The sequence below is a fragment of the Leifsonia sp. RCC_180 genome (genome assembly GCF_058138205.1).
In genome coordinates, this window is the sequence record NZ_CP200340.1 from 642174 (window position 1) to 666679 (window position 24506).

The 24506-nt window shown below is 69.6% G+C and carries 18 protein-coding genes; 14 read left to right on the forward strand and 4 right to left on the reverse strand.

Features of this window, described 5'->3' with window-relative positions:
* The first annotated feature begins 121 nt into the window (after positions 1-121).
* The 8 genes from AB7E03_RS03205 (at position 122) to AB7E03_RS03240 (ending at position 14922) form a co-directional block, all read left to right on the forward strand.
* Positions 122-1279: an FHA domain-containing protein gene (locus tag AB7E03_RS03205; RefSeq protein ID WP_489939250.1), complete on the forward strand. Its 1158-nt coding sequence runs from the start codon at positions 122-124 to the stop codon at positions 1277-1279.
* Positions 1276-2112 (forward strand): PP2C family protein-serine/threonine phosphatase, encoded by an 837-nt coding sequence (locus tag AB7E03_RS03210; protein ID WP_441782355.1) that lies wholly within the window; start codon positions 1276-1278, stop codon positions 2110-2112. Before AB7E03_RS03205 ends, AB7E03_RS03210 begins: the two co-directional genes overlap by 4 nt.
* A gap of 141 nt (positions 2113-2253) precedes the next feature.
* The gene (locus AB7E03_RS03215; RefSeq protein ID WP_489939253.1) at positions 2254-3681 is read left to right on the forward strand and encodes a serine/threonine-protein kinase; all 1428 of its coding nucleotides are present in this window, start codon (positions 2254-2256) and stop codon (positions 3679-3681) included.
* Positions 3678-9605 carry an Ig-like domain-containing protein gene (locus tag AB7E03_RS03220; RefSeq protein WP_489939255.1) on the forward strand — a complete coding sequence of 1976 codons (5928 nt, stop codon included), beginning with the start codon at positions 3678-3680 and terminating at the stop codon, positions 9603-9605. The genes AB7E03_RS03215 and AB7E03_RS03220 overlap by 4 nt, the downstream gene beginning before the upstream one ends.
* A 97-nt stretch (positions 9606-9702) precedes the next feature.
* The gene (locus tag AB7E03_RS03225) at positions 9703-10674 is read left to right on the forward strand and encodes an AAA family ATPase (protein WP_441782352.1); all 972 of its coding nucleotides are present in this window, start codon (positions 9703-9705) and stop codon (positions 10672-10674) included.
* A complete protein-coding gene (locus tag AB7E03_RS03230) occupies positions 10671-12011 on the forward strand; it encodes a DUF58 domain-containing protein (protein ID WP_489939257.1) in 1341 nt (446 codons plus the stop codon). Before AB7E03_RS03225 ends, AB7E03_RS03230 begins: the two co-directional genes overlap by 4 nt.
* Positions 12011-14320: a transglutaminaseTgpA domain-containing protein gene (locus AB7E03_RS03235; RefSeq protein WP_489939259.1), complete on the forward strand. Its 2310-nt coding sequence runs from the start codon at positions 12011-12013 to the stop codon at positions 14318-14320. The genes AB7E03_RS03230 and AB7E03_RS03235 overlap by 1 nt, the downstream gene beginning before the upstream one ends.
* A complete protein-coding gene (locus AB7E03_RS03240; protein WP_489939261.1) occupies positions 14317-14922 on the forward strand; it encodes a zinc-ribbon domain-containing protein in 606 nt (201 codons plus the stop codon). The genes AB7E03_RS03235 and AB7E03_RS03240 overlap by 4 nt, the downstream gene beginning before the upstream one ends.
* 116 nt (positions 14923-15038) lie before the next feature.
* Here AB7E03_RS03240 and ald read toward each other — a convergent pair whose 3' ends face one another.
* Positions 15039-16154 (reverse strand): alanine dehydrogenase, encoded by a 1116-nt coding sequence (gene ald / locus AB7E03_RS03245; protein ID WP_489939263.1) that lies wholly within the window; start codon positions 16152-16154, stop codon positions 15039-15041.
* Between the two features lie 385 nt (positions 16155-16539).
* Between ald and AB7E03_RS03250 the strand changes: the two genes are divergently transcribed.
* Genes AB7E03_RS03250 through AB7E03_RS03265 form a run of 4 tightly spaced genes read left to right on the forward strand, consistent with a single transcriptional unit; the run spans position 16540 to position 20721 of the window.
* Positions 16540-17754 carry an ABC transporter substrate-binding protein gene (locus AB7E03_RS03250; RefSeq protein ID WP_489939265.1) on the forward strand — a complete coding sequence of 405 codons (1215 nt, stop codon included), beginning with the start codon at positions 16540-16542 and terminating at the stop codon, positions 17752-17754.
* Positions 17754-18953, forward strand: a complete 1200-nt coding sequence (locus AB7E03_RS03255) for an ABC transporter ATP-binding protein (protein WP_441782346.1) — start codon at positions 17754-17756, stop codon at positions 18951-18953. The genes AB7E03_RS03250 and AB7E03_RS03255 overlap by 1 nt, the downstream gene beginning before the upstream one ends.
* Positions 18953-19873, forward strand: a complete 921-nt coding sequence (locus AB7E03_RS03260) for an ABC transporter permease (RefSeq protein WP_489939268.1) — start codon at positions 18953-18955, stop codon at positions 19871-19873. The genes AB7E03_RS03255 and AB7E03_RS03260 overlap by 1 nt, the downstream gene beginning before the upstream one ends.
* On the forward strand, positions 19870-20721 hold the full coding sequence (locus tag AB7E03_RS03265; RefSeq protein ID WP_441782344.1) for an ABC transporter permease: 852 nt from the start codon (positions 19870-19872) through the stop codon (positions 20719-20721). The genes AB7E03_RS03260 and AB7E03_RS03265 overlap by 4 nt, the downstream gene beginning before the upstream one ends.
* Positions 20722-20847: 126 nt before the next feature.
* On the opposite strand, the gene AB7E03_RS03270 is transcribed toward AB7E03_RS03265, so the two are convergent.
* On the reverse strand, positions 20848-21843 hold the full coding sequence (locus tag AB7E03_RS03270; protein ID WP_489942849.1) for an asparaginase: 996 nt from the start codon (positions 21841-21843) through the stop codon (positions 20848-20850).
* Between the two features lie 14 nt (positions 21844-21857).
* Positions 21858-23219, reverse strand: a complete 1362-nt coding sequence (gene gabT / locus AB7E03_RS03275) for a 4-aminobutyrate--2-oxoglutarate transaminase (RefSeq protein ID WP_489939270.1) — start codon at positions 23217-23219, stop codon at positions 21858-21860.
* Between the two features lie 37 nt (positions 23220-23256).
* On the opposite strand from gabT, the gene AB7E03_RS03280 reads away from it, so the two are divergent.
* Positions 23257-23730, forward strand: coding sequence for an OsmC family protein (locus AB7E03_RS03280; protein ID WP_489939272.1), 474 nt, complete (start codon positions 23257-23259; stop codon positions 23728-23730).
* Between the two features lie 3 nt (positions 23731-23733).
* Here the strand turns inward: AB7E03_RS03280 and AB7E03_RS03285 are convergent, their stop codons facing one another.
* On the reverse strand, positions 23734-23955 hold the full coding sequence (locus tag AB7E03_RS03285; RefSeq protein WP_489939274.1) for a hypothetical protein: 222 nt from the start codon (positions 23953-23955) through the stop codon (positions 23734-23736).
* 67 nt (positions 23956-24022) lie between these two features.
* Between AB7E03_RS03285 and AB7E03_RS03290 the strand changes: the two genes are divergently transcribed.
* Positions 24023-24496, forward strand: coding sequence for a CGNR zinc finger domain-containing protein (locus AB7E03_RS03290; RefSeq protein ID WP_489939276.1), 474 nt, complete (start codon positions 24023-24025; stop codon positions 24494-24496).
* Positions 24497-24506: the final 10 nt, after the last annotated feature.

The window sequence follows — 24506 nt, forward strand, 5'->3', positions numbered from 1 at the left end:
CACCGCCCGTGTCTCGGTCGGTGATTCGTCACGGGACGCGCGGTGCGCGGGCTACACTCTCATCGACCACAGATCTACGTCGCCGGAGTCCTCCGGCGCGACCGACCGCGAGGAGCCGACGATGACGGGCGGCTTCATCCGGTACGCGCCAGCGGCGGGCCCGTCGAGGTGGCTGCTCATCGCGGGGCAGCGCTTCGTCGCCGCCGTCGAGAGCACGGTCTCTGACGAGATCGTGGATGCGCTGTTCTGGCTCGCCGACTCGGACCTCGCCACCATCGAGTCGGTCGTCGGGGCGTTCCCGCTGGCGGGGCCCGACAGCGTCCGTTCGTTCGCCGTGGCGGAGCTCGCGGAGCCGAACGCGGCCGGCGAGGTGACGGTGACGGCGGTTGTGCGAGGGTCCGCCGCGATCGACGTGTTCTCCGTCGGCGGCGCTCGGCGATTCTCGGCCGGCGGCGTGCAGCCGTGGGTGCTGGCGGAGTTCCGGAATGTGACCGGTCTCGTGCTGCAGGGCGACGACGCCGCCACCGGTCCTGTCGCCCGCCTCTCGATCGGATCCCTGCCCTTGCGTGTCGGCGTGACCGACGGCGAGCTCCTCACCTGGACGCTCACGCCGATCGAACGCGCCGAGCGCGGCGCGCAGCCGACGACGGCAGCCGAAGTCACGCCTTCGGCGACCGGCCCCGCGGCCGAAGAGACCATCATCCGGGACCGCAACCGCAGCTCCAGCCTGTTCGGGCACTCGGCGGATGCGACTGATACAGCAGACCCGGCAGACGCCTCGGGCGGCACCGAGGACGTGCCCCCTGCGGCGCATCCCGCCCCGCACGAGCTTCTCGGTGCGGTGGACATCGACACGCCGACGTCCATTCCCGCGATGCCGACCCAGCCCAGTCCCACCGCGCCGGTCGTGCTCGCGCCGCCTCCCGTCCGCTTCGCCGTCCGGCTCCCGTCGGGGGACACGGCGACTCTCGACGCCCCCGTGCTGATCGGCCGCCGGCCCGCCCCCGCGCGGGTCGACACCGGCGCCGAGCCGCGGCTGGTCGCTGTTCCGTCGCCGACGCAGGAGGTGTCATCCACCCACGTCCGCATCGAGCAGTCGGGGGACGCGGTCGTCGTCACCGACCTGCGCTCCACCAACGGCACCGTCATCACAGGTGCGGGCGGATCGAGGCGACTGAGGCCGGGCGAATCGGCGGTCGTGCTCGCAGGAGCGAGAGTGGAGATCGGCGACGGTAATATCATCGAGATCACCGAAGCCCGAGAAGAAGGACGCGAGTGACCCAGATCGGTCGCAGCAGCAGACGCCACACGGTGGCCGTCCCCGGCGATCCCGACGCACGCATCAGCCTCTCGTGGGCGGCGCTCAGCGATACGGGTTACCGGCGCAGCGTCAACGAGGACAGCCTCCTGGCCCGTTCGCCCATCTTCGCGGTGGCCGACGGGATGGGCGGCCATACCGCAGGCGACTTCGCCAGCACCGCGGTCGTCACGCGCCTGGCCGAGAAGGTCAAAGCCGACTTCGTCGGCGAAGTGGCGCTGACGGAGGCCCTGCGCTCGGCCGTCGACGACATGACCCGCGGCGTCGGGCACACCGATCTCGGGACGGGGACCACCGTGACCGGGATCGCCCTGACGCTGGTCGACGGTGCGCCGTACTGGCTGGTCTTCAACATCGGCGACTCCCGCGTGTACAGCTACCGCGACGGGACTCTGGAGCAGCTGACCCTGGATCACTCGATCGTGCAGGAGCTGCTCGACGCGGGCGCCATCACGCCCGCCGAAGCCGAGGTGCACCCGCACAGCAATGTCATCACGCGTGCCGTCGGGTTCAACGAGGACCCGGTCCCGGACTACTTCCTGCTCCCGATCGTGGCCGGCTCGCGTCTGCTCGTGTGCTCGGACGGCCTGACCAAGGAGCTCACCGAGCACGGCATCCGGTACTTCCTCGCCGAAGGCTCGTCGCCGCTCGATGCGGCGCAGCAGCTGATGGATGCGGCCCTCGGCAACGGGGGCCGTGACAACGTGACCGTCGTGGTCGTGGATGTGCTGGCGACGCCGGAGTCGGGTGCGCATCGCGAGGGAGTGTCCCGCCGGGCCGCCCGAAGGCACTGATCCTGCCCCCCGACTTGGGGGTATGGGACTTGTCCCCAGTGCGGGTCCGGGCCGGCTGGTGGCGGTATGCGGCTGCCTACAATTGTCAGACCGCTTTTGCACCCCGCGAAACGCGTTTCGTCGACGAACGGGAGGGAGCCGATGGCCCGGCGTTTGCCGTCCCAGCCGCCGAACCTTCCCGGTTTCTCGTACGTCCGGGTTCTGGGTTCCGGCGGCTTCGCCGACGTCTTTTTGTACGAGCAGAACATGCCGCGCAGGCAGGTGGCGGTCAAGGTGATGCTCGCCGAAGTGGTCACCAGCCAGGTCAAGCAGATGTTCCAGGCCGAGGCCAACCTGATGGCGCAGCTGAGCACGCATCCCTCGATCCTGACCGTGTATCAGGCCAGCGTGTCTTCCGACGGCAGGCCCTACCTGGTGATGGAGCTCTGCTCGGCCGCCATCGGCCAGCGCTACCGCAGCGAACCGCTCTCCGTCCCCGAGGTGCTCGCCACCGGTGTGCGGATCGCGAGCGCCGTCGAGACCGCCCACCGCGCCGGGGTGCTCCACCGCGACATCAAGCCGTCGAACATCCTGAGCACCGCCTACGGACACCCGGTGCTGAGCGACTTCGGGATCGCCGCTACGCTCAGCGAGGCCGACGTGACCGAGGCGATCGGCCTGTCGATCCCGTGGTCGGCTCCTGAGGTGCTGCTGGATGAGACGAGCGGCACGATCGCGAGCGAGGTGTGGTCGCTGGGCGCGACCATGTACTCGCTGCTGGCCGGCCGGTCGCCGTTCGAGGTGCCCGGCAAGGAGAACACGTCGGCCGAGTTGATCCAGCGCATCACGAAGGGTCGCCCGCTCCCGATCGGCCGGGCGGATGTCCCGCCGAGGCTGGAGCAGGTGCTGCTGCGTTCGATGTCGCGCCGGCCCTCACAACGGCAGCGCAGCGCCCTCGAGTTCATCCGCGAACTGCAGGCGGTCGAGGCCGAAATGGCGCTTCCGCAGACGCCGATCGAGGTGGCGATGGACGACTGGGCACTGGCGACCGCCGGTGACCCGGAGGATCGCACCCGCGTCAAGGGCGTCGTCGCCGTCGACCCGGGAGCCCGGCGGCGCAGGCGGCGCGCTGCTCCACCGTCCGCGACCGTGATGCGTGCCCCGACGCGCACGGTGGTGCGCGAGAGCGGGAGCGCCCAGACGCCGACACAAGCGGCGCCGGCGAAGACGTCGCGCGCGCTCGTGATGGCGTTGATCGCCTGCGCGGTGCTGGTCGTGGTGCTCGCGGTGACGGCGTCGTTCGTGCTCGTGCGCGCTTCGGCGGGTGACGACATCCCGACCGTGCGCGACCTGAGCGGGCGCGTCACCGGGAGCACCATCGTGTTCACGTGGAGCGATCCCGGGCTCCAGAGCGGCGACACGTACCAGGTCACCGTGGACGACCAGCCGCCCAGCAGCCAGCATGCGACCGAGTTCCGGGTGGATGCGAAGCCCGGCGACAGCGTCTGCGTCACTGTGACGGTGAACCGCGATGGCAAGACGGGCGCGCCGAGCGGCCAGAAGTGCGTCGAGAGGGCGGACGGGACGTGAGCCGCTTCGGCGCCATCGGGTCCTGGCTCGCCGCACACAAGTCCATCGCGGCCACGGCCGTGAGCGGGACGGCGGTGGCCGCCCTGGTGACGACGCTCGCGGTGGTCTCCGGCGGCTACAGCGCCCAGCACCTGCAGCTGAACGACGCGGCCGTGTGGGTCGCGAGCGACGCCAAGAAGTCGCTGGGCCGCGCGAACACCGAGATCGACAAGCTCAACTCGGTGGTGGCGGGCACCGGCGAATCGCTGGACGTCGTCCAAGACGGCACGGATGTGCTCCTGGTCGACCGCGAGGCCAACACGGTCGCGGTCGTCGACCCGGCGAAGGCGGAGGCGGGCAAGTCGGTGGCGTTGCCGCCGCGGTCGCCACAGGTGTCGCTCGCCGGCGGCCACGTGGCGCTGCTGTCGCAGACCACCGGCCAGCTGTGGCTGACCAGCGTCGGTCAGCTCGACCAGTTCAACTCGGGATCGGCCGCGACGGTCGACCTCGGTGGTCGCGCGGTCTCTGCGATGGACCCCTCCGGCGTGCTCTTCGCCTACCAGCCCTCGACGCGGTCGCTGGTCCGTGTCGACCTGGGCGCAGCAGAGCCCTCGACCACCACCCGGAGCGTTGCGACCACGGGAGACGGGGCGGATGTCGCCCTCACCACCGTCGGCGGCCACTGGGCGCTCTTCGACCCGGCCGAGCGCACGGTGTGGGTCGATGGCCGGGCCGTCAGCCTTCGATCCCTCCTCCCCGAAGGAGTGGACGCGGTGCTTCAGCAGCCCGCGGCCGGCGGGAACGCGGTGTGGATCGCCTCCACCACCGGCCTCGTGCGCGTGCCGCTCGACGGCGGAAAGGCGACGCGCCCGTTCTCGCAGGCCGGTGGCGCGCCGGCCGCTCCCGTCACGGTAGCGGGCTGCACGTACGCCGCCTGGAACGACGGAACCGCCTGGCGCACGTGCGCCGGCTCGGGCTCGGCCGGTTCGGCGGAACGGACCACCCTGAAGGACGTGCCGTCGACGGCCGACCTGCGATTCCGGGTGAACGGCGACCGCGTCGTGCTGAACGACGGCCGCTCCGGTGTCTCCTGGGCGGTGCAGAGCGGCAACGCCCGGATCGACAACTGGGATGAGCTCGTCTCGAAGAAGACCACGCAGGAGCTGGTCGACCAGACCAAGCAGGACACGGCGCCGCAGTTCGAGAAGCAGGAGCAGCCTCCCGTGGCCGTGGAGGACGCGTTCGGCGCCCGGCCCGGGCGCGTCACCCCTCTGCCGGTGCTGTTGAACGACTACGACCCGAACGGCGACGTGCTGACGATCGACTCGTTCACCGCGGTCCCTGCCACGCAGGGAACGATCGAGCTGACGAATGCCGACCAGCAGCTCCAGATCTCCCTCCCTGAGACGGCCACCGGCTCGATCGCCTTCGACTACACGATCTCGGACGGTCGCGGGGGGACGGCCACGGCGCACGTCGTCGTCACCGTGCGCTCGGCGGAGGAGAACACGCCGCCGGTCTGCGTCCGCAACGCCAAAGCGGTCGTGCAGGTGGGCGGCCGCGTGTCGTCGCCGGTCCTCGGCGACTGCTACGACCCGGACGGCGACTCCTTCTACCTGTCGGGCGCTGCCATCCCCGCCCCGGACACGGTGACGTTCACGCCGCAGGGGCAGGTCGCATATTCCGACCACGGCGACGGAGCCGGGGTGAAGGATGTCGCGCTGACCCTCTCGGACGGCCGGGCCGAGTCGGCCGGTCTGCTGGCGGTCACCGTGCGCCCGCCCGGGCAGGTGCCGATCATCGCGGACCCCTTCGCCGTGCTCGCCTACCAGGGCCAGGAGGTGACCGTCTCGCCGCTCGACCATGTGCGCGGCGGTAACGGCACCGTCCGGCTGAGCACCGTTCCCAGCAAGGCCGACGCCACCCTTACCCCGGACTACCAGGGCGGCACGTTCCGTTTCGAGTCGGACCAGGCCGGAACGCACAACATCGAGTACTCGGTCACCGACGGTGTCGTGACCGCCACGGGTGTCGTGCGGGTCGAAGTGAAGGCTCCTCCTGGGGCGAAGACCGCGCCGATCGCCGTGCCGCACACCGCGTTCATCCGCGAGCAGTCCACCCAGGATGTGGACGTGCTGTCGACCGACATCGACCCGTCCGGCGGCGTGCTGCTGGTCACCGGAGTGACCGATCCGGACGCGGCGACCGGCGTGCGGGTGCAGGTGCTCCAGCAGCGCACTCTCCGCGTCACGCTCAGCAGGCCGTTGGAGGGTCCGGTCGACTTCCACTACCGCCTGAGCAACGGGCTCTCCGAGACCGTCGGCACGGTCACCGTCGTGCAGCTGCCGCCGCTGACGGTCCACCAGCCCCCGATCGCCGCGCCGGATGCCGTGTCGGTGCGTGTGGACGACGTGGTCGACATCCCCGTGCTCGCCAACGACGTACAGCCGGATGGCGACAAGCTCACCCTCGACCCGGCGCTCGCGACGCCGCTGCCGAGCGGCGCCGGCCTGCTGTTCGCCAGCGGCGACCACCTGCGCTACCTCGCCCCAGCGAAGCCCGGCAACTACACCGCCGCTTACAAGGTGTACGGGGCCGACGGCCAATGGGCCACGGCCGAGGTCACGATCGCAGTCCGCGAGCGCGACGCCGCCACCAACAACCCTCCGGTGCCGAAGACGGTCACGGCCCGTGTGCTGGCCGGCGACACGGTGCGCATCACCGTGCCGCTCTCCGGGATCGACCCGGACGGCGACTCCGTGCAGTTCATCGGCCAGGAGACCAACCCGCAGAAGGGTGCGGTCACAGCATCCGGACCCGACTGGATGGACTTCCAGGCGGGCGACTACGCGGCGGGCACCGACACCTTCACCTACGCCGTGGTCGACGCGCTCGGAGCCCGGGCGACGGGGACGGTCCGCGTCGGCATCGCCGCGCGGGTGGAGGGCGCACGCAACCCGATCGCCGTGGAGGACGACGTCACCGCGCGACCGGGCCGGACCCTGAGCGTGCAGGTACTCGCCAACGACAGCGACCCCGACGGCAGTCCGCTCAGCGTGACGTCGGTCAGTTCGCTCGACGGCAAGGCCAAGGCGAAGGTCAGCAGGGACATCGTCACGGTCACTGCGCCCCAGACGCAGGGGTCCTACGGCTTCCTGTACACGATCCAGAACGAGCGGGGAGGGACCAGCCAGGCGTTCCTGCGGCTCACCGTCGACCAGAAGGCGCCGCCGGCGCGGCCCGTCGTCTCCGACACGACGCTCGGGCTCTCCGACATCCTCGGCAAGCAGCGGGTCGACGTGAACGTCCTCGCGAACGTCTTCTTCGCCGACGGTCCGGTGTCCACCCTCAAGCTGTCCCTGGTGCCGGGCTACAGCACGGGCGCCCAGGTCACGGCCTCGAAGCGGCTGCGGGTCACGGTCCAGGCGAAGAGCCAGATCGTGCCGTTCCGCGTCGCGAACCCCGAGGACGAGTCGGTCGTCGCCTACGGCTTCGTCCACGTCCCCGGCTACGACGATGCCCTGCCCCAGCTCAAGCGCGGCGCACCCAAGCTGACGGTGGTGAGCGAGAAGACCCTCACCATCCACCTCAACGACTACATCGTCGCCGTCGGCGACCGGAAGGTGCGCCTCACCGACGCCGCGACCGTCCGCGCCACCCACGCGAACGGCGACGACCTGGTGGCGGGGAGCGACACCCTCCAGTTCACGTCCTCGCCGCGGTACTTCGGGCCGGCCTCCATCTCGTTCCAGGTCACCGATGGATCGAGCGCGAGCGATCCCGACGGCAACGTCGCGACCATCGTGCTGCCGATCGACGTGACCCCGCGCGACAACCAGCCGCCCGTGTTCACGGGCGCGCTCATCGACTTCGAGCCGGGGCAGACGAAGACGATCGATCTGACCAAGGTGACCAAGTACCCGTACGCCAAAGACCAGGCGGAGCTGGTGTACTCCATCCAAGACCCGCGCCCGGTCGGAGTCAGCGCCTCCCTCTCCGGTCAGAAGCTCACGGTGACCGTGGCGACGAGCACGCCCAAGGGTGCGACCCCTTCCCTGTCGATCGGGGTGAGGGATGCCGTGAACGCCGGGCAGGCCGGGCGGATCGACATCTCCGTCGTTCCGTCGAGCAGGCCGCTCGCGAGCCCCCAGCCCGACCGGGTGATCGCCCCGCGCGGACAGACGTCGAGCGTCGACGTGCTCGCCAACGACGGCGCCACGAACCCCTTCCCGGGCAAGCCGTTGCGTGTCGTCGCCGTCCGGGGCCTCGGAAGCGGGCTCCCCGCAGGCGTGAGCATCACGCCGAGCGCTGACAACTCCGAGCTGCAGATCACCGTGTCGCAGGATGCGGCGCCCGCGGATGCGACGCTGCAGTACGAGGTGGCGGACGCCACGGGCGATCCCGACCGCTACACCTGGGGAACAGTCGTCGTGTCCGTGCAGGACCGGCCGGCGCCGGTGAGCAACGTCCAGGTGAGCGCCATCGCCGACCGTAGTCTGACCCTCAGCTGGATCCCCGGCGCGTTCAACAACTCGCCGATCACGGGCTTCGAGGTCACCATGACCTCCGCGGCCACCGGTCAGGTCCTCTCGACCACGCCGTGCGCCACGACCACGTGCGCGATCACCACACCGGGCAATGGGTCCGCCAACGCCGTGAACCTCAGCGTCAGCGCCCGCAATGCGCTCGGACTTTCGGACCCGACGGCGTACGCCGAGCCCGTGTGGTCGGACGTCGTCCCGAACGCCCCGGCGGGCCTCTCGTCGGCACCCCTCGACCACGGCCTCCGCATCGCCTGGGCGAAGCCCGCCGACGCCCCGAACGCGAGCCCGATCACCTCGTACCTGGTGACTCTCGGCGGGGTGACCAACGCCGTCCAGGTCACCGGGTCCGATCCCGTCGGCACAACCTACGCCCTGAACGTGACCGACGCGGGGATCGCCAACGGCGCGGCGATCGGCTTCACAGTGGCGTCGCGTAATGACTTCTATCAGGGCCGGACGACCTGGAACCAGGCCTCGGGAAGCGGTATCCCCGCCGGCGCACCGACGACCACCGGTATCGCTCCCGTCGCCAACCCGGACACGCAGGACGGGACCAGCGCCACACTGAGCTGGTCGAACGTCTTCGGCGACAACGGCAAGGCGATCACCGACTACTACGCGGGCGTCTTCCAGGGCGGGATCGTGCCCGACTGCTCGGTGTCCGGTGTGGAGAGCGGGCGGCCGACGCCCAGCGTGGACCCGCGCCTCAAGGATGTGCAGGGCGGCAGCACCGCGTTCACCGGGCTCCGCCCCAACCAGAGCTACAACTTCGTGGTCTACGCCTACAACGGCCAGGGCTGCACGCGTTCGGCCGTCGTGACAGCCACGCCGCGCCAGTCGCCCGGGGACGTGACCGGCATCACCGTCGAGCAGCGGGCTCAGAACGGCACGACGGTCGACTTCCCCGTCACGATCGACTACCGCGCGGGCGGCGGGTCCAGCCCGGTGTTCGACTACCAGCTGGTGAGCGCCGGGGGAGCCGTGGTCGACTCCGGCAGCCTGGCGGGCACGAGCGGGGTCCTGACCGGCACGAACGGCAGCCACTATGGCACGCCGCTCACCGTGCGGATCACTCGGGTGTGCGAGAGCTACCCGGACGGCGCTCCGCTCTGTTCCGCGCAGAACGCGACCCAGCCGCTCGGCGTTGCGGTGAGCCTCGCGATCGACGGGGCGCGCTACGACCCGGCGAGCCACGTCTTCAGCTGGACCAGTTGGCCCACCGGCTCGTACGACGCCGTCACCTACTCGTGCGACGGGACGACGCAGCTGCCGATGCCTGCCGCCGGTCAGACCGCATCCTGCACCGCCCCGGCGAACGACCCGTCCCCGACGCTGACGGTCTCGGTGGTCTCCGGAGCCGACACGTACAGCTGGCGCTACCCCGGATCGAGTCTGCAATGATCCGCGGACGCCATACTGGAGTGTGCCGCATTCCGCTGCACGCATATCCTTCCCTGCGACCCGTCGGGTCGCGCCCCGAACCGAAAGAGGCCGGAGCATGACGATGACCCCCGAGCAGGCCGGCTGGTTCTCCGGAGTGTTCGAGCGCCTCGTCGGGAACATCGACCGGGTGCTCCTCGGCAAGACCCACGTGATCCGGCTGGCGCTCACCGCTCTGTTCAGCGAGGGACACCTGCTCCTGGAGGACTTCCCGGGAACGGGAAAGACGTCGCTCGCCCGCGCTATCGCGGAGAGCGTCCGCGGGACGACGAACCGCGTCCAGTTCACCCCGGATCTCCTTCCGGGCGACATCACCGGCGTGAACATCTACGACCAGCGCTCGGGTGCCTTCGAGTTCCACCGTGGCCCGGTGTTCGCGAACATCGTGCTCGCCGATGAGATCAACCGCGCGAGCCCGAAGACGCAGTCCGCGCTCCTGGAGGTGATGGAGGAGCAGCAGGTCACCGTCGACGGCGTACGGCACTCGGTGGGCGCTCCGTTCATGGTGATCGCGACGCAGAACCCGATCGAGCAGGCGGGCACGTACCGGCTTCCGGAGGCCCAGCTGGACCGCTTCCTGATGAAGGCGTCGATCGGCTACCCGGACCACGAGGCGACCCTGCGCATCCTGGAGGGCTCGGAGCGCAAGGCGCACGAGGTCGTCGTCCCGGAGGTCATCTCGGCCTCCACGGTGGTCGAGATGGGCACGATGGCGCGCGGCGTCCACGTCGACCCGACGATCAACGACTACGTGTCGCGGCTGGTCGAGGCGACCCGAACCGCTGATGAGATCCGTCTCGGCGTCAGCGTACGCGGCGCCCTCGCGCTGCTGCGCGCCTCGAAGACGATGGCCGCCGCCTCCGGCCGCTACTACGTGACGCCCGACGACGTGAAGGCTCTCGCCGAGCCCGTGCTCGCCCACCGCCTGGTGCTCGACCCGGAGGCCGAGTTCGAGGGCGTCAGCGCGTCCAGCGTGATCGGCCAGCTCCTCATCGAGACCCCGCCGCCGAGCGATCGGGCCGCCGTGTGACCACCGTCACCCGTTCGCAGACCGAGCTGACCAACGCGCGAGCCCGGATCGTCGGCGAGCGCGAAGGCTTCCTCGCGGATGCGATCGTCTGGGTGGTCCGCACCTCCGCCACAGCCGGGCGGGCGATCGCCGTGGTCGCTCGGCGCGTCAGTGCGGTCGTGACCGCGCTCGGCTGGTCGATGCTGGTGCTGGCCGCGCTGGCACTGACCGCGGGCTATGTCTGGAACTGGGTGGAGGCGGTGGTCGCGGGCTGGACAGCGCTCGCCCTCCTCGTCGTTGCATCCGGCTACCTGATCGGCCGCACCGCCTACGAGGTCGGCCTGTCGCTCCCCGCGAACCGCGTGGTGGTCGGCGACCGGGCGCCGGGGGAGGTGTCGGTGCGCAACCCGCTGCGGCGGAGGCTGCCGGGCGTGCGCGTCGAGGTCCCGGTCGGTCACGGGCTCGCGGAGTTCGCGGCGCCGTCGCTCTCCTCCGGCGAGGAGCACTCCGACGTCTTCGTCGTGCCCACGACCCGTCGGGGGATCGTCCCGATCGGCCCGGTGCGGACCGTCCGTGCCGACCCCATCGGGCTGCTGCGCCGGGAGGTCGTCTGGGCCGAATCCCTCGACCTGTTCGTGCATCCCCGCACCATCGCCATCCCGAGCATGAGCACCGGTTTCGTCCGCGACCTGGAGGGCTCGCCGACCCGTGACCTGACCTCGAGCGACATCGCCTTCCACGCGCTGCGCGAGTATGTGCCCGGCGACGAGCGGCGCTACATCCACTGGAAGTCGACCGCCAAGACCGGCAGCTACATGGTGCGGCAGTTCGAGGAGACCCGGCGCAGCCATCTGCTGGTCGCGTTGAGCCTCTCGGCGGCGGACTACGCGACGGAGGAGGAGTTCGAACTGGCCGTCAGCGTCGCCGGTTCCCTCGGGGTGCGCGCGATGCTCGACTCCCGCACCGTGTCGGTCGTCGCCAGCGCCGAGACGCCCGAGTTCGCCAAGCGGATGGTGTTCAGCGCCCGCCGTCTCAGCACGGTCAACCGCGGCAGACTCCTGGACGACCTGGCCGGGGTGGAGACGGCGGAGTCGGCCCTGCGAATCTCCGAGCTCGCGCGGGTGGCGTCGGAGGATTCGGCCGGAATCTCGATCGCCTTCCTGGTCTGCGGATCCACCCCGACCGCGGCGCAGCTCCGTGCGGCGGCCGCGCACTTCCCGCTGGGCGTGGATGTCGTCTCCATCGTCTGTGACGAAGGCGCCGTGCCCTCCCTCCGTCGCGTCTCCGATCTCAGCGTGCTGACCATTGGCTACCTGGAGGACCTGCAGCGCAGCCTGGCGAAGCGGATGGCGACCTGATGACCGCCCGTCGCTCCCTCTACGCTCTCATCGACGTCGCCTTCGCCCTGGTCGCGGTCGCACTCGGCGCGTGGGCCTTCTGGCCGGTGTACCAGTCGCCGGAGTTCGTCCTGATGCTGGTTGCGACGCTGGTCGCCGGCACCGCCGTCGCCGTGCTCGGCTGGGCGTTCCGCCTGCCCAGCATCGCGGTCGCCGGGATGATCGTGGCGGTGTACCTGGCGCTCGGCGTGCAACTCGCAGTGCCGTCGGAGGCGGCGGCCGGTGGACTCCTGCCCAGCGGGCCGGGCTTCGCCGACCTGGTGGAGGGGACCTGGCTGAGCTGGAAGCAGCTGGTCACGATCAGCGTCCCTGTGGGGTCGTACCAGGCGCTCCTGGTTCCCGCCTTCATCCTGACCCTGATCGCCACGGTTCTCACGGTCACGATCGCGCTGCGCTCGTCCCGGCCGGAGCTTGCTGCAGTGCCGCCGGTTGTGCTGCTCGTCGCCGGCATCCTGCTCGGATCGTCGGTCGCCTCCGTGCCGCTGGTCCTGCTGTTCGCGCTGTTCGTCGTCCTTCTCGCCTGGCTGATCCGGTTCCGCCTCGTGCGGCGGGCGGCATCCATCCGGTCGCTGCGGGAGCAGAGCGGCCTCCTCATCGAGTCGCGCAGCGAGCGCCGGTCGACCGCGCTGCTGACGACGGCGGGCGCGACGGTCATGCTCGTCGCCGCGGCGGCCGCCGGGATCGCCGCCGCCGCCCTCATCCCGCCGCAGGGGGACAGGCAGGTGGTCAGGACGGCGGTGGAGCAGCCGTTCGACCCGCGTGAGTACGCGAGCCCTCTGAGCGGCTTCCGCTCCTACCTGGAGCCCGCCAAGGCGGAGGACGCGATGCTCACCGTCACGGGGCTACCCGCCGATCGCCGGCTGCGCATCGCGACCCTCGACACCTACGACGGTGTGACGTACGCCGTCGGCAGCGGCGCGGTGACGAGCGCATCCGGCTCCTTCAGCCGCGTGCCGTACCGCATCGACCAGAGCCGGACGACCGGAAAGCCGGCGACGACCACCGTGGTGGTCCGCGGTTACCGCGGTCCGTGGCTGCCGGGTGCCGGTCAGCTGGAGCAGGTCGGTTTCGGGGGGCCGGACGCGGGACGGCTCGCCGGCGCGTTCTACTACAACGACGTGACGGGGACGGGCGCGGTCACGACCTCATTGCGCAGCGGCGACACCTACACCCAGGAGTCGGTGGTCAAGCCGATGCTGTCGGTGGACCGGCTCGAGAAGGTGCAGCCGGGCACCGACTCGGTCCCGCGTCCGAGCGTCATCCCGGATGAGCTCCAGTCGGTGCTGCAGAAGTACACGGCGGGAGTCTCCGGTGCCGGCCCGAAACTCGCCGCCGCGCTGCGGGGTCTCGCCCAGGACGGCTACATCAGCCACGGGATCGGGCCGAACGAGCCGGCCAGCCGCTCCGGCCACGGAGCCGACCGCATCACCGAACTGCTTACCGACGTACCGATGCTGGGCGACCAGGAGCAGTACGCGGTCACCGCAGCCTTGATGGCGCGGCAGCTCGGGTTCCCGGCGCGCGTCGTCGTGGGCTTCGTCGCACCGGAGGACGTCACAGGCTCGAACCTGACCTTCTTCGGCTCAGACATCTCCGCCTGGATCGAAGTGCAGACCACCTCTGGCTGGGTCACCGTCGACCCGACGCCGCCGCTGCGCCCGGTGCCGCCGAAGCAGCCCGAGCAGCCGACCCAGATCTCGCGCCCGCAGACGAACGTGCAACCACCCGTCGACGAGAACCCGCAGCGCAACGACGAACCGCCGCAGGCGCAGGTTGACCCGGCGAACCAGCCGCAGCCGAACCCCGTGCTCGAGACGCTGCTCGCCGTGCTCGTGATCGTGGGGTGGACGCTGCTGATCCTGGCGCTGGTCTCCTCTCCGTTCCTCGCGGTGCTGGCGGCGAAATGGCGGCGTCGCGCGCTGCGGCGGTCGGCCGCCACGGCCCGGGAGCGGATCGTCGGCGGCTGGCGCGAGTTCGCCGACGCGGCCGTCGACCACGGCTACGACCCGCCGCCCGCCGCCACCCGCGTGGAGTTCGCCGACACCATCGGCGGATCGCGGGCGAACGCCCTGGCGAAGGTCGCCGACCGGGCCACGTTCAGCGGCGTGGCCCCGACGCCCGCCGAGGCGGAATCGGTGTGGCTGGCCGTCGATGCCCTGCGCGCGCAGCTCGCCAAACGCGACACGCGGTGGAAGCGGCTGCTCGCGGCGGTCTCGCTGCGATCGCTCGGCTACCGTGGGAGACGGAACGGAAAGGGAAGGGATCGATGAACTGTCGCGTGTGCGGTGCGGAGCTGGCCGAGGGCACTCTGTTCTGTCCGATGTGCGGCAGCTCGGTCACGTCGTCCCGTGTCCGGGAGCCGGAGCTCGCCGATCCCCGCCCGTCCGACACCTCGATCATCTCCGGCCGCATCGCCGAGCGGCAGCCGGCTCCCGCCATCGCAGGCCGGTTCCCGGACGCGTTCGAGCTGGACGAGGACGGCTTGCCGCCGACGCAGGCGATGACGATCATCCCGGTCGAGAAGGCACCGCCTGCGCAGAAGGCGCGACGCTCCTACACACTCAGCTTCTCGACCGGCGACGTCGTCGAGGTCACCGGCTCCGGGCTGGTGGGCCGCCGGCCGATCACGCAGCCGGGGGAGCACGTCGACCAGGTGGTCGTGGTGTCCGACCCAGGGCGGAGCGTGTCGAAGACGCACCTCGAGTTCGGTCTCGAGGGCGACGAGCTGTGGATCTGCGACCGCTACTCCGGGAACGGCACCATCGCGCATCCCCTCGGCGGCGTGGCGCGCCAGTGCGAGGCCGGCCGTCGCTACCGCGTCACGCGAGGCACTCGTGTGGAAATCGGCGACCACTGGTTCGACGTCTCCTAACCGCCCGCCCCCAAGCAAACAGCTCCGGAGTTTTTCGTGCGACACGCGGTGTGTCGGCAGAAAAACTCCGGAGCTGTTCGCTTCGGACGCGCGGCGCAGGGACGCGCGGCGCGGGATTAGACGAGAGCGCTTTCGACGGAGACGGCGTCGATGCCGTGGGCGGCGGCCACCCCGGCGTTGGTCACCCGGCCGTCGAACACGTTCAGGCCGAGGGCGAGGGATGCGTCGGCGCGCAGCGCCTCCTGCCAACCACGGTTGGCGATGGCCCGGGCGTACGGAAGGGTCGCGTTGGTCAGCGCGTAGGTGGAGGTATGCGGCACCGCGCCCGGCATGTTGGCGACGCAGTAGAACACCGACTGGTGCACCGTGAAGGTGGGGTCGGCGTGCGTCGTCGGGTGGGAGTCCTCGAAGCATCCGCCCTGGTCGACCGCGATGTCCACGAGCACGCTGCCCGCCTTCATGCGCGACACCAGTTCGTTGGTGACGAGCTTCGGGGCCTTCGCGCCCGGGACCAGCACCGAGCCGATGACGAGGTCCGAGGCGACGACGGCCTTCTCGATCTCGAAGCTGTTCGACGCGATCGTCTTGATGCGGCCCGCGTAGAGGGCGTCGAGCTCACGGAGGCGCTGGATGTTCGTGTCGAGCACCGTGACCTCCGCGCCGAGTCCGACGGCGACCGAGATCGCGTTGGTGCCGGCGACGCCGCCGCCGAGCACGGTGACGACGGCCGGGTGGGTTCCCGGGACGCCGGGTACGAGGAGGCCGGGCCCGCCGTTGGGCTTCAGCATCGTGTTGGCCCCGACGATGGGGGCGAGGCGACCGGCGACCTCACTCATCGGAGCGAGGAGGGGGAGCGCCCGGGTCGGCAGCTGCACGGTCTCGTACGCGATCGCGGTGACGCCGCTCTCGATGAGGGCACGGGTCAGCGCTTCGTCGGCCGCGAGGTGGAGGTAGGTGAAGAGCACGAGGCCGCGCCGGAAGTAGCCGTACTCGCTCTCGATCGGCTCCTTCACCTTGAGGATGAGATCCCCGGCCTCCCAGGTCGCGGCCGCGTCCGGCAGGATGGTCGCGCCGGCATTCGCGTACAGCTCGTCGGGGATGGAGGATCCGACTCCGGCGCCGGTCTCGACGAAGACCTCGTGGCCCGCGCCGACCAGGTCGTGCACGCCGGCCGGCGTGATCGCCACCCGGAACTCGTTGTTCTTGATCTCGCGGGGGATCGCGACCTTCATGGGGCTCCTTCGGCACTCGACGTGATGGTTCGCTCTCACCATAGCGGGGTTCACGGAGGATTTCGACTGCAATGTGGGACTTCGGATGCTGATTTCGCGGGTGGACGCGCGCTCGGCAGACGGTTTCCGCAGCGCAGCCGTCGCCGCAGGCACCCGGGCCAGGCTTGTTCGCGGCAGAACGTCGGGTCTGCGGTTTCCCGGGCGAATCGACCGATCGGGAACGGATTTCGTAAAGATTGTGTTTCCGAATGGACGATCCGGCCCTTTTCTGCTGCGGATCGCAACTCTTCTGTGTCAGGATCGGGTCCACCGCGACGGCACGAGGACGTGCCGCCCGAAGCGCCGTCGCCCGTGGTCCGTGTTCGATCCCCCGAGGAGCACCACAGTGAAACCGAGCAACCTTCCGCAAGACCCGATGATCCGCCAGCTCGTCCAGTCCGCCCGGGCGTCGCAGCTCACCCGACGGGGTCTCCTCGCCGGTGCGACCGCCGGTGCAGCAGCGATGGCCCTGGCCGCGTGTTCGACCGGGGGAGCGTCGAGCAAACCGACCGCCGCGAAGGATCAGTCCTCCAGCGACAAGACCCTGACCTGGGCCAACTGGCAGGCCTACCTCGACCAGGATGACGCCGGGAAGTATCCGACGCTCGAGGCTTTCGAGAAGCAGAGCGGCATCAAGGTCAAGTACGACGTCGCGGTCGACGACAACAACACCTACTACGCCAAGGTGAAGGACCAGCTCGCCCTCGGCAAGGACATCGGTGCGGACACCGTGTGCCTCACCGACTGGATGATCGCGCGCTGGATCCGTCTGGGCTACGTCCAGCCGTTTGACGAGTCCGCCATTCCGAACAAGAAGAACCTCGTCGCGAACCTCCAGGACGTCGACTTCGATCCCGGACGTAAGAAGTCCCTCCCGTGGCAGAGCGGTTTCGCCGGCATCTGCTGGAACAAGGAGAAGCTGCCCAAGGGCCTCAAGTCGATCGACGACCTGTGGAAGCCCGAGCTCAAGGGCAAGGTCGGTGTGCTCAGCGAGATGCGCGACACCATGGGCCTGATCATGCTGCAGCAGGGAGTGGACATCTCGAAGAAGTTCAGCGAGGCCGACTTCAACAAGGCCATCGACACCATCACCAAAGAGGTGAACGACGGCCAGATCCGCAACATCAAGGGCAACTCGTACCTGAACGACCTGAAGTCGGGCGACACACTGGCCGCCATCTGCTGGTCGGGCGACATCACGCAGCTGAACGCGGAGGCCGGCGACAACTGGCAGTTCGCTATCCCGGAGGCGGGAGGCACCCTGTGGAGCGACAACTTCGTCATCCCCATCGGGTCGTCGCGCAAGGCGAACGCCGAGAAGCTGATCGACTACTACTACCAGCCGGAGGTCGCCGCTGAGGTGGCGGCGTGGGTGAACTACATCACCCCGGTCCAGGGCGCCAAGGAGGCGGCCACGAAGATCGACCCGGAGCTCGCCGACAACCAGCTGATCTTCCCGGACGATGAGACCCTGAGCACGGTCAAGATCTTCGCCTCGCTCACGCCCGCCGAGGAGCAGAAGTACCAGGCGGCGTTCCAGAAGGTGATCCTGGGGGCCTGATGGCAAAGGGAGTATTCGCCGAGTCCGGCGCAGACCTGCGACTCGACGGCATCAAGAAGAGGTTCCCCGGGTTCACCGCGATCGAACAGCTGGACATCGTCATCCCGGCCGGGTCGTTCTTCGCGCTGCTCGGTCCGAGTGGCTGCGGCAAGACCACCACCCTGCGTCTCGTCGCCGGGCTGGAAGAGCCCACCGAGGGCCGCATCCTGATCGGCGGTGAGGATGTCACGCGCACCAAGCCGTTCCAGCGCCCGGTGAATACCGTGTTCCAGAGCTACGCGCTCTTCCCGCACATGACGGTGCTGGAGAACGTTGCGTTCGGTCTGCGACGGCGCCGCATCGGCGACCCGATCGCGAAGGCGCACGAAGCGCTGCGGCTCGTGGAGCTCGACCACCTGGCCTCCCGCCGGCCCGCCTCGCTGTCCGGCGGCCAGCAGCAGCGCGTCGCGCTCGCCCGGGCGGTCGTCAACCGGCCGGCCCTGCTCCTGCTCGACGAGCCGCTCGGCGCGCTCGACCTCAAGCTCCGCCGGCAGATGCAGCTGGAGCTGAAGTCCATCCAGACCGAGGTCGGGCTGACCTTCGTGCACGTCACCCACGACCAGGAGGAGGCCATGACCATGGCCGACACCGTCGCGGTCATGAACAAGGGGCGCATCGAGCAGATGGGGTCGCCGGAGATCCTGTACGAGCTCCCGTCGACCGTGTTCGTGGCCAACTTCCTCGGACAGTCGAACCTCTTCGCCGGCCCGGTGCAGGAGTCGGGGGACGAGACGATCGGCGTGGATGTCGGCGGCTCGCGCATCCAGGTTCCGAGGGCGCGGGCGAAGCGCACCAGCGGCTTCGTCACCGTCGGCGTACGGCCCGAGAAGCTGACGCTGCACGAGACGCCCGCGACGATCCCCTCCGGTGCCAACCGGCTGGGGCCGGGGCGCGTGACGGATGTGTCGTTCAGCGGCGTGAGCACGCAGTACCTGGTGGATGTGCCGGGTCTCGGAACCGTCGTCGTCTTCGCGCAGAACATGGCCAGCGGTCCGGTCGCCTCGCTCGGCGCCGACGTCTGGGTGTCGTGGGACGCATCCCACACGTTCGTCCTCGCCGACGAGCCGCCCGCCGACGGCCGGTTCTCGGACGACGCCGACACGCAGGCGCTGGCGGCCCAGGCGCGCGAGCGGATGCTGACGGAGCTGGAGGAGGCATAGTGGCCCTCGCCGCGTTCACGGGGGCGCCGCCGACCCAGGATCAGGAGCCCGTCGCCCGCCGCAAGAGCAGCATCGCGCTCGTCCTGCTCCTCCCGGGCGTTCTCTACCTCGTCCTCTTCTTCCTCACGCCGCTGATCTCGCTGATCATCACGTCGTTCCAGGCGCCGGTGGTGGACGGCGACATCGGCCAGTATCAGGCCGCGTTCCAGTGGAGCAACTACACCGACTCGCTCGCCGAGTACTGGCCGCAGATCCTGCGCTCGTTCGCCTACGCGTTGATCGCGACGGCCGCCGCGCTGCTGATCAGCTATCCGCTCGCGTACTTCATCGGCGTGAAGATGCGCGGACGGCCGCTGGTGCAGAACCTGCTGATGACCCTGGTCATCGCGCCGTTCTTCATCAGCTTCCTGCTGCGGACCCTGGCGTGGAAGGCCATCCTGAGCGACGACGGCTGGATCGCCAGCTCTCTGAAGGCGCTCTCCATCCTCCCGCCCGACGCCCACATCACCGGCACGCCGTTCTCGGTCATCTTCGGACTGACGTACAACTTCATCCCGTTCATGTGCCTGCCGCTGTACTCGACGCTGGAGCGGCTCGACACGCGGTTGCTCGAAGCCGGACAGGATCTGTACGCGAGCCCGTGGACCACCTTCCGCAAGGTGACCATCCCGCTCTCCATGCCCGGGATCGTGTCGGGGACGCTGCTGACGTTCATCCCGGCGGCCGGCGACTATATCAACGCCTCGCAGGACTTCCTCGGCGCCGCGGACACCTCGATGATCGGAAACGTCATCGAGAGCAACTTCCTCGTGCTGCAGAACTATCCGACGGCCGCCGCCATGTCGGTGGTGCTGATGGCCGTCATCCTCGTCATCGTCGGCGCGTACGTGCGGCGGAGTGGGACGGAGGAGCTGCTGTGACCACCATGATCACTCCCACCGACACCACCACACCGCCGTCCGCGGTCAAGGGCAGGCGCCGGTACAAGGGGATCGGACTGGGCGTCTACGCATTCCTCGCGCTGGCCTTCCTGCTCATCCCCATCGTCTACACCTTCGTGTTCTCGTTCAACGACGCCATCAAGAACAACATCGCGTGGCGCGGGTTCACGCTGCACAACTGGACGAACGTGTGCGATGCCGTGGGCATCTGCGACGCGTTCATGGCGAGCATCATCATCGGCATCATCTCCACGGTGATCGCCACCGTGCTCGGCACGATGATCGCGATCGCGCTGATGCGCTACCGCTTCCGGCTGCGGTCGCAGACCAGCCTCCTGCTGTTCCTTCCGATGGCGAGTCCGGAGGTGGTGCTCGGTGCGGGTCTTGCCGCGCAGTTCCTCAGCCTGGGAGTCAACAAGGGCTTCCTGACGATCATCATCGCGCACGTCATGTTCTGCATCAGCTTCGTGGTCGTGACGGTGAAGGCGCGGGTCGCGTCCCTCGATCCGGCGCTGGAGGAGGCAGGCCGCGACCTGTACGGGTCGCCGAACGCGGTGTTCTGGCGGATCACGTTCCCGCTGCTGCTCCCCGGAATCGCCTCAGCGGCGCTGCTGTCGTTCTCGCTCAGCTTCGACGACTTCATCATCACGAACTTCAACGCCGGAGCCGTCACCACGTTCCCGATGTACATCTACATCGCGGCGTCGCGCGGCATCCCGGCACAGGCGAACGTGATCGCGTCGGCCGTCTTCATCCTGACGATCCTCGTGGTGCTGGTGTCGCAGATCACTGCCGCCGCCCGCGCGAAGCGCCTAGCCCGCCAATAACCGTCCCGTCCCATCCGCCCCGACCCGCCCCCAAACCAACAGCTCCTGAGTTTTTCGCCCGAATCGCCGTGAAAGCGAGGAAAAACTCAGGAGCTGTTGGCTTGTGTAGCGGGGATGTGCGTGAGGTCAGATGTAGGAGGCGCGGATGGCGCCGACGGGCGCGCCGCGGCCGAGCACCGCGAGGTCGAGCATCGGGGCGACCCGGTCGACATCGTCGTGGCTCAGCGCGCCGGCGTCGGCCAGCAGCCGCAGGGCCACGATCGTGGCGGCGCGGAGGCTGCCGTCGAGCACCTTGAGCGTCACCGTCGTGCCGTCCGGAGCCGCCATCACCATGACGCCCTCGGCGCCGCCCTTCGCGAAGATGCCGAGCTCGTCGATGACGACCGTGTTGGCGCGCCCCGGACCGTCGATCGCCCAGCCGTCCGCCAGCACCGCGTTCTTCAGCAGCGCCGCGTTGCGGAACAGAGCGAACGGCGACCCCTCGGACGCCGTCGCGATCCTCTGGATGCCGCGGGCCAGCGCGAGCAGAGACATGGCGTGGACCGGCGCGCCGCATCCATCGACGCCTGTCGCGACGACCTTCTCGCCGGTGAGGCGCTCGACGGTGTCGCGGATGTGCTGCTGAACGGGATGCGTCGGGTCGAGGTAGCTCTCGGTCGGCCAGCCGTTCACGCGGCACGCGAGCAGCATGGCGGCGTGCTTGCCGGAGCAGTTCATGAACACGGGATGCTTGTGCTCGCCCGCGCGGACCAGCTCGTCGCGCGCGGCCGTGTCGAGCGGCCAGTCGGGCGGGCAGCCGAGCGCGTCCTCGGTGAGTTGCGCCTGGGCGAGCAGCTTGCGGACGACCGACAGGTGAGCCGGCGTGCCGGCATGGCTGGCGGTCGCGAGCACGGCGCTGGCACCTTCGAGCGGGACACCGGCACCCATGACGGCGACCGCCTGGAACGGCTTCATGCTCGACCGCGGGAACACCGGCTGGTCGGGCGCGCCGAGGCTGCGCACGACGATGCCGTCCGGCCCGAGCACCACGGCGGATCCGGCGTGCCGCGACTCGACGAACCCGCTGCGCTCGACGACGGCCAGCTCGACGGAGTCGTCGACCGAGAAGGTTTCGGCGGTCATCGCGTTCTGCGCGCTCACAGCGCCGCGATGGCGTCGTCGATCACCGACACGGCGTCGGCGATGAGCTCGTCGGAGACGGCGAGGCTCGGGAGGAAGCGGAGCACGTTGCCCCAGGTGCCGGCATTGAGGAAGAGGATGCCCTCTTGGGCGGCCGCCGCGACGATCGCGTTGACGGCCTCCGGGTTGGGTTCCTTCGTCGTGTGGCCGGTGCCGGGCTTTACGAGCTCGACCGCGATCATGGCGCCGATGCCGCGCACGTCGCCGATGATGTCGTACTTCTCCTGCAGCTTCTCGAGTGCCGGCTTCAGAGCGTTCTCGATCCGGCGGGCCTGCGCGAGGAGGTCGTTGCGCTCGATGGTCTCGAAGACCGCGATCGCGGCTGCCGCGGCGACCGGGTTCCCGCCGAAGGTGCCGCCGAGGCCGCCCGGCTGGGCGGAATCCATGATCTCGGCGCGTCCGGTGACCGCGGCGAGGGGGAGGCCGCCGGCGATGCCCTTGGCGCTGAGCACGAGGTCCGGGACGACGCCGAAGTGCTCGCTCGCGTACAGCGCGCCGGTGCGCGCCATCCCACTTTGGATCTCATCCGCGATGAAGACGACGCCGTTGGCCGTGCACCACTCCTGCAGAGCGGCGAGATAGCCCTCGGCGGGGACGATGAAGCCGCCCTCGCCCTGGATCGGCTCAGCGACGAGGCACGCGAGGTCTGCGGCGCCGACGACCTTCTCGAGGTACGCGATGGTGCGCGCGGCCGCCTCTTCGCCGCTGAGGCCGTCGCGGTACGGGTACGAGTTCGGCGCGTGGTAGACGTCGCCGGCGAACGGACCGAAGCCGGTCGCGTACGGCATGGCCTTGTAGTTCATGGCCATCGTCAGGTTCGTGCGGCCGTGATAGGCGTGGTCGAGCACGGCGACGGCACGACGGCCGGTGTACTTGCGCGCGATCTTGACGCCGTTCTCGACGGCCTCGGCGCCCGAGTTCACGAGGACGGTCTTCTTGGCGAAGTCGCCGGGGGTGTGCTGCGCGAGCAATTCGGCGACGCGCACGTACTCCTCATAAGGAGTGATCGTGAACAGCGTGTGGATGACGTCCTGCAGCTGTCCGGCGGCGGCCTCGACGACCGCCGTCTCCGTGTGGCCGACCGTGGTGACCCCGATGCCCGCGCCGAAGTCGACGAACTGGTTGCCGTCCACATCCACCAGGATCGCGCCGTTCGCGCGGGCGATGTACACGGGCAGTGCGGACGACACGCCGGTCGGCACGACGGCCAGGCGGCGCTGGTGCAGTTCCTGCGATTTCGGGCCGGGGATGGCGGTCACGATGCGGCGTTCTTGTGGAACGGAGAAGACGGGCGCGGGGGTGCTCACGGTGTCAGTCATGGTCATCCGAGTCTAGCGGCGGTGCGAGAATCGAGGCATGAAGCTCGAGCACGCGTACGCGATCGACCTGCAGTGGACCGGCAACCGTGGGACGGGCACCAGCGGCTACAAGGACTACGGCCGCGACCTCGTCGTGAGCGCCCCGGACAAGCATCCGATCGAGGGATCAGCCGACCGGCCCTTCTTCGGCGACCGCGACCGCTGGAACCCGGAGGAGCTGCTCCTCGCGGCCCTGGCGCAGTGCCACATGCTCAGCTACCTGGCGGAAGCGGCGAACGCCGGAGTCGTCGTCGTGGGCTACACGGATGCGGCGACCGGCACCATGGAGCAGACCCGCGACGGTGGTGGCCACTTCACCGAGGTGACGCTGCATCCTCGCGTGACTCTGGCCGACCCTGCTCAGCGTGAGCTGGCCGCATCCCTCCACAAGCCGGCCTCGGAGAAGTGTTTCATCGCCTCGAGCGTGAACTTCCCCGTCCGCCACGCGCCCGAACTGCTCACCCTCGCCTGAAGGTCAGGCGCAGCCGAGACGAGGCGACGTTGAGGGAGCGGGGGCCGCGGTCTGTGGTGCTTCGGCAGCGGCCCAGCGCTGGATCGCGGCGCGCCAGCGGTCGTCGCGGCTCAGCGGGGGAGGCTGCTCGACGCCGGAGTCACGCTGCGCTCGAAGCAGGGCGGCATCGCGCTCGCGCTCGGCGAGGTCGTTCACGGACATGGACCAGAAGAACAGCGGATGCATGATAACTACCTATCTACTTTGACTGGTTACAGACTACCGTAACCCGCTAATGAGTTACAATGGTTACATGCGTACGAATGGGCCCGAACTCGGGGCCGAGTTGCTGGTGGACTTCCTGAACACCCTCGACGTCGAAGATGACGTCGACCAGCTCGCCAACGACGACGGCCACGCCCGCTGGGCGCACGAGCACAACGTGGAGCCCGGCGACCGGATCGCCGCCGTGCAGGCCCGTGACGCGCTTCGCGAGATCGTCGACGGCGTCCCTGCTGAGCTCCCCGAACTGGCGCTACCGGTGACCGTCGCGGCGGGTTCAGTGGCACTCGGAGCCCAGACCGCGGCCGACGCCGCGGTCGCCAGCGCCGTGGTCCTCAGCCTCCAGGGCAAGCTCGGGCGTGTGAAGCTATGCGGGGGAGAGGACTGCCGCTGGGCGTTCTACGACGCCTCGCGCAACGGCTCCCGCCAGTGGTGCAGCATGGAGGTCTGCGGCAACCGGCAGAAGGCCCGCACCTACCGCGCGAAGGACCGCCCTGCCTCCTGAGCCGGCGCTC